Source organism: Paenibacillus sp. J22FR5, from assembly GCF_059691975.1.
In genome coordinates this window covers 1-10,255 of record NZ_JCAUAN010000057.1, presented here as the reverse complement: position 1 = coordinate 10,255, position 10,255 = coordinate 1, and the positions used below count along the sequence as shown (strand labels likewise).

Below are 10,255 nucleotides of genomic sequence, written 5' to 3'. Positions count from 1 at the left end.
AGAGCGCCTCCTTGATGGTATTGGGTTTCAAACCCGTGCACAAACCCATCATACCGAGGCGCTCCTTTTTTGACAAAGTCCAAATCTTAGTCATTACAGGAATGTTTAGCGGAACGGCAAGTTTCAGAACCATCCATTTGCGGGATTACCCATAGTAAATCAGCATGTTAAGTCAGATGCATGAAAATATTTTATTTGCATAGATGCTTCCTTTCTTAAAGACAGCCATCCGATGGAATGCCTTATCCCCATATAAAAAACTCTTCATTTATCCCTGTGAACTGATTTCAACAATGTTTTATCAGGACTAGTACTATCTGGTTTAAACATTTCTAGTTGAGGTGGATTAATACTAAAAAACATATTTCCACATTGATTACATTGGTACACTTCTTTAGTAAATTTATGTTCTAACCCTATAATATTCATCACTGCTTCTTCCTTATCTTCAACAGTTGGTCCTGATTTTTCTATTGCCGCATAAACTTCATCCATGAAATCATACCAATCTTGATCTGATATCAATCGAGCCTTATATGGCAAGTAATCAGATTGATCACGTATTGTATGACCACATTCGCACATAAATTTCATTCTTGAACGTTCACCTCACAATTTGTTTTACTGTTTTATTCTTGAAACAAATGCTTAACTCCTTTAGATTCCGTTAAGAAAACCTGCCCGTTAGGTGAATGAAGACCACTGATCGTACCGGCAGCCTTCTGGTGATGTCTATTGAGCTATAGTGCTTATTACACTCTTGTCCGCCGTTAGCTTATCTCCTAGACTTTAAACAATTGTTGCACAGTAGCCTGTTTCCTTACCTTTTTCAACTGCATTGATATAACCATCAAAGTAATATGGTATCTCATCTTCTTTCCCATTCTGAATTCTACCTCTAACTTTATCGAAAGCAAAAATTGAAATTGAAAATTCCGGCTCACCAGTAACTAAAACAGGTTGTTCTCTATCTTGCATCCAATAGTACTTCCCACCATAATTCCTTCTTGCTACTTCGAAAATGTAACTTCCAACCATAGAAGAAACAGAATCCAAAGAATCATTATCTATTTCATACTCACATAATTCTTCAAGAATATCTTCTACTTTACGTAAGCTTTGTACACTAAAATCGAAATTTCCTTTATCAGAAAAATTATTTGTGAAGCTTTCTGCCGTTGAAATAATGTCTTGTTCTAATCTACTTTGCATACATTCTAGCCTCCGATAATATGGACATAACCTAAAACGTCTATTTTTCACTTTTACATCTCATAATCTCTTCTCCAGACATTTCCATTATCCTGCCCGTTAACATTCCTGTAGGTGTTAACAGATTGAACTTGCAGAAAAAAGGACGCCTCGCTAGGATGAGTATGTACTGGGTTGCAGCCCTCAGAACTCACCTTAGGAGGCGTTATTATGAAGTCTAATCTAATTAATTCTCAAAATCAACGTGTAGAACGAATCTCCACAACCACTCTGGTTATAGGCATCGACATTGCCAAGGAGAAGCACGCTGCACAAGTCATTAATTTTCGAGGTGTTGTCCTCACCAAGCGCCCTATTCTATTTTCGAATGACCTAGCTGGTTTTGAGCATTTAGAACACAGTATTCGAAAATTACAGAAGATGCACGGCATGAATGACTTTGTTGTGGGAATGGAGAGCACCGGTCACTACTGGTTCAATATTGCCAACTGGTTGGTGGGTCAAGGAGTTGATGTGGCTCTTGTCAATCCAATGACAACCAAACGCAATAAGGAAAATAGAGATAACTCACCTTCCAAGAACGACCCAAAAGATGCTCTGGTCATCGCCGATGCAGTGAGCCGTGGGTTCTACACGCCCTTCTCTCCAAAGGATGAAGCATTCCGTCGCATACGGGTTATGGTTACAAACAGAGAGCACTGGGTTGTTAAATCTGGACGGATTAAGAATAGAATCCACCGCTGGCTTGATATCCGGTTTCCAGAATACAGACAAGCATATGATGATATTTTTAGCGATCGTTCGTTGGCCACTTTGCGCCGGTTCCCAGCCCCTTCTGACCTATTGCAGCTAACTCCGGAGCAAATGGTACAGATCTGGGGTGAGTATATGGCCAGACCTGGCGGGGTTCGAGGTAAGAACAAGGCGAAGGAACTTCAAACACTCGCTAGACATAGCGTGGGAGACACTACTGCCCTTGAAGAAGACAAATGGGAGCTGAGGCACCTCATCGAAGAGTATGAAAGAATCTGCCGAATCATTGATGAAGCGGACGAGATGATTGAAAAGGTACTGCCTGAAATTCCTTGTTCAGATCTCGTTCGATCTGTCGGTGCTTCCGTTCCTGCAACGGCTGCCATATTGGCATTTGGCGGGGACTTACGTAAACTGTCTCACGGAAATCAATTATTGCGCAAGGCAGGATTGAACTTAGCAGAACGAAGTTCAGGCAAGTATAAGGGGCAAATCAAGCTCACCAAACGAGGCAACTCACTACTGCGCAAGCATCTCTACTTCACTGTGTTTCACCTGTTATCTTTCAATGAAGCGTTTCAAGCCTTGCATGCTCATAATACCGAAGTGAAACGAATGACGAAAATGCAGTCCATGATGAAGCTGATTGGGAAACTGGCCCGGATGCTTGTAGCCATGGCGAGAGAAGGGCAAACATTCTCCATGGATAAGGCCCAGCTACCATTAGCAGCATAAAAAGTAAATCGTAACCCTGACACGTAGATTGGCTCATTCGTAGGATCTCACAAAAAAAGCACGGAGTACCGAGATTGTTCAGCTTTAGGGCATAGACCCGTTCCGTTAACGTTGATCGGACTCCACACCTTGGAAAGATAGGACGAAGGAATGTGAGGGCATAGACCCGTCGAGATTTGGGAGAGTGAATCCCCAAGGACCTTGTGGAGAGAAGCGTGCAGCATACCTTTTTTTATGGAAGATGTTGTAAACACTTCAGCACCTTCTGTTCCCGCATGTGCTCTAACGGAACTTCCTGCCACACAGAACCCAAACACCGGAACTCCTATTTAACATGCATTTTGAAATCCTGCGAATGAGCGAGCATTCGTGAGAAAATCCCTATTCTCTGAGGGAGCTTAACGACCTGACCATTATTAATAAAATGAGTCACCGTAACGTTTCCGTAATCAATGCTCATCTTGTACTTAGATTTTATGATTCAACAGCAGCAAGAATAGCGCCAATCTCTTTCCAATCCTTTACTCTCGTTATCCTTTCATGTTTACACTCTTGATTATATGGCTTATCAATCAATAGCACATTGATTCCACCATCAGCTAAGGATAGCGCATGTGCTGGATTGTCTTCGATAAAAATTGATACACCATTTAGTTTTGCACATTCTAGCTTTCCATTTTCAAATTGCGATGCACATAGCGAAGCTTCGACCATTATTTCATTTTCTTTAATCCATTTTTTCGCGGATTCCATCCACTCAACTGGTCTTCCTGTCATAATTGTAAATTTAATTTTATCGACAAATCTAGATATTGTTTCTTGTAAGAACGGGTATGGTTGCATATGATGTAATTCCACTTGGTTAATGGCAAAGAATTCTTGAAATTCTTCAAAACTCTGCCCATAAAGCTCTGATATTTCATAAATAACAACTTCGTCGAACATAATATTTCGATTAAGTTGTTTATTAAGAACACTGACTATAGATTTCCTTGTATCCATTAGCGTATCATCAAAGTCCAATCCAATATGTATCACTAATTCCACTCTCCTAGATTCTAAACTAACGATTATCTGCTTTAGCGTAATAACAATCCTAGATATAACAAACCGCCATATCGTCTATAGCGGCAGATTGTAAATATTATTCATTGGCTCCATTTTGTTTGATAAGTTCTCCGTTAGCCATACATGCAGCGCAAGCGCCGCACCACAGATGATGAAAATGGGGCGGAAAATCTGTCAATACTGCTACTATGGCTGGGAGAGGAAGGTCGATGAACTATGGTGCCATAGAGCCCATCCGTTAGTCTGACTCCAACGACCACGGTGCATCACAGATTGTCACTCCCTTTTTGGAAGCACTCATGGGAGATTAATCCTACTCTGGTTGCTGCACCAGCCTCGTTTTTATTTTCAGCCTTAAATGAGCTTTGGTACTTTAATCACATAACTCTTCTCAGGCACAGCCTTTTTTTTAAAAACCATTCGGCTAGGTCTAATTTGTTATTGTCTTTTTGTGATTTTTTAGCGAGCTTTTGTAATCGATTAAACATTCCTTGGATTGCATTTTCTAGTCTCCGACTGTCTTTAATAAGCCTTCTCGAAGCCTCATTAAATAATCTTCATACATATTAAGCGTATAAAATTCAATCACATTATTCTCCGAATCTTTAAAATAAACTCTACTATGACCTGCTGGGTTAATGATAATTTTATGATCAATACCGCAAAGTTCCAGCCGATTTATTGCATCATCGATATCGGCAAGCTCAATAAAAAATGCTAAATGAACATGTAGGCCGCCTTCATCAAAAAGCCCATTCCATTTCGAAATAGGCTCCCTTTTTTCAGTTAATTGGTCTTGATCAAAATCTCTTGGAAGCCATAATCCTAACCTAGTGTTTCCGCCAACATATAGCCATGTAGCCCATACCTCTTCCTCACTATTACTGAATTGCCCATTATTATATCCCCATTTGTCAACAATCGGAAAGCCCAGCTTCTCATGCCAGAATTCAACAGCCAGACTCATGTTTTTCAGTTCAAGCACTGCTTCTGATATTCCTTTTGATTTAATTTGCATGATTCGACCGCCTTTGATTAATCATTAATATAAAAAATGAGCTTCACGCTTGATTGTGACGATATAGTTTTCCGTCCCTCAACGCCCACCCATCGAAATCAACCCCATACTCCTACGATGATAACTCCCAGCGTAATTAAAATTGATGTAATTAAGCGTCTTGTGCCTTGTTTTTCTTGGAGAATAATTATTCCCATGACCGTACCAAATACTGTTCCTATTTCCCTCATAGGTGCGAGTTGAGCTACAGGTGCAAGTGATAAGGCAAACAAGAATAATAGATAACCAGCAGGTGCAATAATCCCACCTAACAGCATTATCTTCCAGTTTACGTTTAGTTCCTTTCGGATGCCTTTGGAGTTAAAAGTTGCCCATGAAAGAGCTAGTAGATTTCCTATATTTGTTGCTTCGTTTAAAACTACAGGTGAAACATAGTTTAATGCAACCTTATCAATAACAATGTAACTAGCGATGCATATCCCCACAGCGAATGCCAACAATGGTGCCTTTAATGATGATGATTCATTACTCTTGAGTTTTATGTTACTTAGTAACACGATTCCTATGACAATACAGGTCACACCTATCCATCCAAATGTAGTTAACTTTTCGTTAAGTAAAGACACTCCTAATAGCGGCACTAATAAAGGGCTAGTTCCTCTCATAATTGGATAAACCTGTGACAAGTCACCTACTGAATATGTAGCAGCGAGTAATTTGATATACAGCCCGTGCAGGAACATGGATACAAGTATTGCCCAACAACCAGTAATAGTTAGGCTGCTATCCCATTCAACAATAGTCCACGGCAAAAATATTATAATTGCTACAAGTTGACAAAACCAAAGAAAAACATTTTTGTTTATGCTTCTTTTAGTATAAAGGTTCCAAATTGAATGTAGGCAACCAGAACCAAGTACGAGTATTACAGCTAAACTAAACACTGGCTCTGCCACCTTCCAATAATAGATAGACTAATTCAATATTTTACCATATTTTCCCCCTGTAGTGGGAATATTCTTCTTATTTAATTCGTAAAAGTATCCTGCCCGTCCCTCGGTTTACTTTAATAAACAAAAGAGGAGCGCTGCCGCGATGCAGGCTCCTCAACTATCGTTATCCGTTTTTAATCATGTGTTCAAGCGGGGAACTAATTTATTGTAATTACTTCATCTTTCATGTTTAACATTTCCCAAAAGTCTATTTCTTCGAAGTCTGAACAACGAATCACAACTTCATATTGATTATTAGTTTCCTTAACTTCACTTATTACCCCAGTCACTTGCAGGGATTTATTAAGAGATACATGTATTTGCATTCCTTCTTGTAGCTGACCTTCTAATAAGAGACCTTTCATTACAAAAGCATTTTCATTCTTGATTGTTTGAACTATTTGAAATAGAGCCATAGAATCTCCTTTACTCTTCTAAATTCTCAAAACTCATACTTGAAGAATTCGCGAAGTTGATTAAACTCTCCTCCCGTTACATCAATGAAATGAGAAAGGAGCTGCCGCAGCAGCTCCTCAACTATCGTTCTCCGTTAACGGAACTGAAATTAACTAAACGTAAAGATACTAAATTGTGTCATTAGATAAATCGATATGGAGAGATTAACAACAATAATAAATAATGCATGTAGATTAACCGAATACTTCATCAATAACCGACGACACAGAAATGATAATGCGATCATCGTTATACCATAACCAACGGGGACTACAACACTATAAAATACTTTTTCCGTCATACTAATGTCACCTGGCGGTCCATCCGCAGCTGTAAAACGTCCCAGTTGAATCAAAATACTGAAAACCCAGTAGAAAACGAAGGATGTCACCGATAAAACAATGAGATATGCAATATAACTAAGACTACTCTTCAAGTAACGCCCTCCCTCTTTTCCCACTCGTTTTTAGACGTTTGTAAGGTATCAATCATTCAGCAATCGTTCTTACGTTAGCGTAATAATCTATTCTCCACAAATTACCTATGTAGTTTTATTTTCTGTATATAAATTAATAACAACAGAAATCTAGTTCAAAATGTGTATATATCATAGATTCAGTGACTATAGATACAATTAATAATAGAATAAAGGGATGACATTTTCTAAAATGCATTGAACAAATCAATCCAACTATAGGAGTTAAATATACGAATATATTAATAATTAGCACTTCATTTTGAGTCGAGTTAATGTTGAGTTTGGCTATAGTAAGAGCTATTAATATAAATTCAACAACAAAGTATAAGAACCCCAAAAAAAGGCCCCCTAGCATGGATGCTGTTATAAAGCCAATTTTAGTTGACATAACTAATCCCCTTTTCATAGTTTGAAATAAAATCTACTTTCAAATAAATTATAGGGCGTTTTGTTTTTTTTCAGTAGTACTATCTTTTTCTAGTACCAGATTTTATTACCATATTTAACTCCCTTTAGTTGAGCAAGGGCTGCCAATCATGCTGGCAGCCTCATCTTGGTTCTATATGTAACTAACGTTCCTCGTTAGCGGAATGGACCGTGCCGGTCTAAATGCTTGTATATGGTGTTATGTGACGTAGTACTTGATAAAGCTTACATCTCATTTTCAATATTATCTTCGATTACAATTTCTTTAATTATAGCTTCTACAGTATCCAGTTTAGTAATCAATTTATTCTGAATCCAATTTTCACCTTGTTTTGATGTGAAATAGTAATTATTTTTAAATAAACTTTTCTTTTTTAAATAGCTTTGAACCCACTTAATTTCATTTTCTGGATCTGTTATTCCTAAATAATATAAAGGTTTTATTGCTATTTTCATTAATGGCTTTTCAAGATCAGATCTAAAGTAGCAAAGATGAGAAATAATAGAGAAATAACCTAAAGCAGCTCCCTCACAGTTATAACTAGGTAGGAACTGATCAACAGTAGTGATTATCTCTTCATCTGAGTACTTATAGGGATCTTTATCAACATTGTTTAAAATGTCCTGCAATTGGGGGCTACGAGAGAATTGATGAATAATTAGTTTCATCCCCTTGTTAGTTTTTGATCTTCTGCTCTTATTCACGAATTCGCAAAAATCCATACTTGAAGTATTCGCCAAGTGATCAAACTATCCTGCCCTTCATCAGGCTGCCAAGTATTCTGAGTATACTGGCAGCCTGTTTTTATTTTACAATCGTGCTTCTCGTTAATTGCAATTTCAACAAGTGAAATCTATATCAGAATTAAGGTTTGCAACTGATGTAAGTTTTCTAAAATCATCAACTAGTCTTTGGAAAAGCTCTGGATCGAGTTCAAAACCTCCACTTAAAGTATTAGTTAAGGGAGTTGAAGCATTGTTTCTACGAGTCATCAGAGAGTACATAATAACCATACCTCCCCTGTTATTATGATTCTTGATATTCAAGATAAAGTCTTCATGAGTCATTGCAGTTAAATTTATCTCACCATTTCTTGATTTACTGAGCTCATCTAACTGCTTAATAAAACTAAGCAAGTCAACTAAGGCGAACCAAACGTTAATATTCCAGCCCCTGAAATTATTGTCTACGACTTCTATGGTACAAGATAAACTAGGCATTCTGTTATGTAAATATTGTTCAAGAGTGAATGTTATATATGACTCTTTATCTTCAGAGTAAATTCTAAAATCGTAATCTGTAACACGTTCAAACATAACGTCCCCCCAACCCATTTCCCAGTATTATACAACTATTCAGACGCTTTTGGGTCACTATTATTGGAAGTAATCTGCCCTTTAGCGCAATGACTTCTGCCCCCGAACAAAAAAAGAGCTTCCGCGAGGCAAGCTCCTTCACTATCGTTTCACGGTTGCTGCCACAGTTCCTCTGAAGTATTATTGGGGTCTTCATGCCGCTCATCGCCCCCGCATCTCGTTGACCAGCCGTTGCATAGCCTTTTTCATGTCCTTCGGCGGCTGCTTCACCCGTTCCCCGTGGCCGGGAAGCACCCATTCGAAAGTTTCAGCAGCAAGCCGTTCCATAGAAAGCCCCTGCTCTTCCCAGGAATACCAGCAATAATCCTCGAACGCCTCCAGCGTCCCTCGGTGCCGGTCCCATGCCAAATGGTCACCCGTGAACAAAAACCGTTCCCGATACAGCAGCACCATCGAGCCACGTGTGTGGCCCGGAACGACGACGATTTTCATTTCGTTATCCCACTGTACATCCTCGAAGCCCTCGATCACATGTTCTGCGTCGGGTTGCGCCTCCCTCTCGATCGCATGGATGATGCGCTTCGCGCCGAACCGCTCCGCATACAACTTCGAATCCGCCACATCGTCCCGATGCGTGAGGAAGATTGTATCGAAGCCTCCCATTTCCTCGAACCTTCGAGCTAAGGACGGCACGAAGCGCGGTGCATCGATAAGCCAATTGCCGTTCGGCCGTATGATAAAATACGAGCTGCCGCCGAACGATTTGGGCGACGTATATCCGCAATAATGGACACCGTCCTCCAGCAGCTACGGAAAGTCGGCCATCACCTCGGCGATGTCGTTCTTCTCCTCGCTCACTATAGCCGCTGTCGGACAAGCGAGCAAGGCTTGCAGTGCCTGCTTCTGCTCGAGTCCCGTTTCAGGCTGGTGGGCAACGGTGGAGAATCCTTTAGCTTCGGTGAATATCCTCGGCGCGAGCTGGCGGCACGTATCGCAATCAATACAGGCGGACGTGACGTACAGCGGCCCGGGTACATTCGTATCCAATCGGTGATGCGAGCTCATGCGATCAGCCTCCATTTAGCTATCGTTTTCTGTTAGTTTAATTGCTTTACTTGGATTTGATGACGATAGCCCCACGCCCGAAGTGCAAGCGCCATTTCTTCGTAGGATTCGTCCTTGTTTACTCGATAACCTGGGCGCACCCATCCATTAACATAGAACCAGATCGAGCGCTGCTTGGAAGAGAATGAGATAGCCTTCAATCCCTTATGATGCAGAGTCCAATTCCCAAGTATGAGAACGTCGTTCTCAATTTGAAGTTTTACAGGTCGAAATGAACGAACAATCATGACAATCATGTAAATTACACCGCATGCTATCAAGATGCTACCCAGGGCTTCTAAGGCGTTACTTTCGATCAGATGTGAAGTAGCTAAAATGCAAAGGTTGAGTGCATTGATCAGCAATATCCAATGTAGTCGGTTTGGTTGAATGAGAAATGAATGTCTCATAAACATCCTCCTTCGTACGTTAAAGAAAAAGAACAGGTCGCAAATATGGATAATCTTACCTTATTTCTGAGTTTGCTTCAAGAACTTTATTGCGTTAAACCTGCCCGTTAGGTTAGCGAAAGGCTGCCGATCGTGCCGGCAGCCTCCCATTGCTGTGCATTGAACAAACGTTATCCGTTAGAATTCCTGTGGAACGAATAATTTGGAATTTGAATAAAAAAGAGCGCCTCTGTACGATGGGAGTACGTAACGGGTCTACAGCCCTTAAAATCCCACATCAGGAGGT

At 40.1% G+C, this 10,255-nt stretch carries 13 protein-coding genes; 1 reads left to right on the top strand and 12 read right to left on the bottom strand.

Annotated elements, in window-relative coordinates:
* Nucleotides 1-264: 264 nt before the first annotated feature.
* Both AC58P7_RS32990 and AC58P7_RS32985 read right to left on the bottom strand, forming a co-directional pair.
* A complete protein-coding gene (locus tag AC58P7_RS32990; protein WP_497350301.1) occupies nt 265-585 on the bottom strand; it encodes a DUF8617 domain-containing protein in 321 nt (106 codons plus the stop codon).
* A gap of 204 nt (nt 586-789) precedes the next feature.
* The gene (locus AC58P7_RS32985; RefSeq protein WP_497348337.1) at nt 790-1,212 is read right to left on the bottom strand and encodes a hypothetical protein; all 423 of its coding nucleotides are present in this window, start codon (nt 1,210-1,212) and stop codon (nt 790-792) included.
* A gap of 210 nt (nt 1,213-1,422) precedes the next feature.
* Here AC58P7_RS32985 and AC58P7_RS32980 point away from each other — a divergent pair, with 210 nt between their 5' ends.
* Nucleotides 1,423-2,700: an IS110 family RNA-guided transposase gene (locus AC58P7_RS32980; RefSeq protein ID WP_497350299.1), complete on the top strand. Its 1,278-nt coding sequence runs from the start codon at nt 1,423-1,425 to the stop codon at nt 2,698-2,700.
* Between the two features lie 474 nt (nt 2,701-3,174).
* Here AC58P7_RS32980 and AC58P7_RS32975 read toward each other — a convergent pair whose 3' ends face one another.
* From AC58P7_RS32975 to AC58P7_RS32930, 10 genes are all read right to left on the bottom strand, one after another.
* Complete coding sequence (locus AC58P7_RS32975) at nt 3,175-3,738, bottom strand: 5' nucleotidase, NT5C type (RefSeq protein ID WP_497350298.1); 564 nt, start codon at nt 3,736-3,738, stop codon at nt 3,175-3,177.
* 535 nt (nt 3,739-4,273) lie between these two features.
* Entirely contained in the window at nt 4,274-4,786 is a 513-nt protein-coding gene (locus AC58P7_RS32970; protein WP_497350297.1) for a VOC family protein, read from the bottom strand.
* Between the two features lie 98 nt (nt 4,787-4,884).
* Nucleotides 4,885-5,730: an EamA family transporter gene (locus AC58P7_RS32965; protein WP_497350296.1), complete on the bottom strand. Its 846-nt coding sequence runs from the start codon at nt 5,728-5,730 to the stop codon at nt 4,885-4,887.
* A 206-nt stretch (nt 5,731-5,936) separates the two neighbouring features.
* A complete protein-coding gene (locus tag AC58P7_RS32960) occupies nt 5,937-6,194 on the bottom strand; it encodes a hypothetical protein (RefSeq protein WP_497350295.1) in 258 nt (85 codons plus the stop codon).
* Nucleotides 6,195-6,343: 149 nt separating this feature from the next.
* On the bottom strand, nt 6,344-6,670 hold the full coding sequence (locus AC58P7_RS32955) for a hypothetical protein (protein ID WP_497350294.1): 327 nt from the start codon (nt 6,668-6,670) through the stop codon (nt 6,344-6,346).
* Between the two features lie 693 nt (nt 6,671-7,363).
* Nucleotides 7,364-7,879 (bottom strand): hypothetical protein, encoded by a 516-nt coding sequence (locus tag AC58P7_RS32950; protein WP_497350293.1) that lies wholly within the window; start codon nt 7,877-7,879, stop codon nt 7,364-7,366.
* A 99-nt stretch (nt 7,880-7,978) separates the two neighbouring features.
* Nucleotides 7,979-8,455 (bottom strand): WapI family immunity protein, encoded by a 477-nt coding sequence (locus AC58P7_RS32945; RefSeq protein ID WP_497350292.1) that lies wholly within the window; start codon nt 8,453-8,455, stop codon nt 7,979-7,981.
* Nucleotides 8,456-8,656: 201 nt separating this feature from the next.
* Entirely contained in the window at nt 8,657-9,193 is a 537-nt protein-coding gene (locus AC58P7_RS32940) for an MBL fold metallo-hydrolase (RefSeq protein ID WP_497350300.1), read from the bottom strand.
* A 69-nt stretch (nt 9,194-9,262) separates the two neighbouring features.
* Nucleotides 9,263-9,520: a ferredoxin gene (locus AC58P7_RS32935; protein WP_497350291.1), complete on the bottom strand. Its 258-nt coding sequence runs from the start codon at nt 9,518-9,520 to the stop codon at nt 9,263-9,265.
* Nucleotides 9,521-9,552: 32 nt separating this feature from the next.
* Complete coding sequence (locus tag AC58P7_RS32930) at nt 9,553-9,969, bottom strand: hypothetical protein (protein ID WP_497350290.1); 417 nt, start codon at nt 9,967-9,969, stop codon at nt 9,553-9,555.
* Nucleotides 9,970-10,255: the final 286 nt, after the last annotated feature.

Coding starts and splice junctions, on each gene's coding strand:
- AC58P7_RS32990 (WP_497350301.1), bottom strand. CDS start 585: ATGTGCGAATGTGGTCATACAATACGTGATCAATCTGATTACTTGCCA.
- AC58P7_RS32985 (WP_497348337.1), bottom strand. CDS start 1,212: ATGCAAAGTAGATTAGAACAAGACATTATTTCAACGGCAGAAAGCTTC.
- AC58P7_RS32980 (WP_497350299.1), top strand. CDS start 1,423: ATGAAGTCTAATCTAATTAATTCTCAAAATCAACGTGTAGAACGAATC.
- AC58P7_RS32970 (WP_497350297.1), bottom strand. CDS start 4,786: ATGCAAATTAAATCAAAAGGAATATCAGAAGCAGTGCTTGAACTGAAA.
- AC58P7_RS32960 (WP_497350295.1), bottom strand. CDS start 6,194: ATGGCTCTATTTCAAATAGTTCAAACAATCAAGAATGAAAATGCTTTT.
- AC58P7_RS32945 (WP_497350292.1), bottom strand. CDS start 8,455: ATGTTTGAACGTGTTACAGATTACGATTTTAGAATTTACTCTGAAGAT.
- AC58P7_RS32935 (WP_497350291.1), bottom strand. CDS start 9,520: ATGAGCTCGCATCACCGATTGGATACGAATGTACCCGGGCCGCTGTAC.
- AC58P7_RS32930 (WP_497350290.1), bottom strand. CDS start 9,969: ATGAGACATTCATTTCTCATTCAACCAAACCGACTACATTGGATATTG.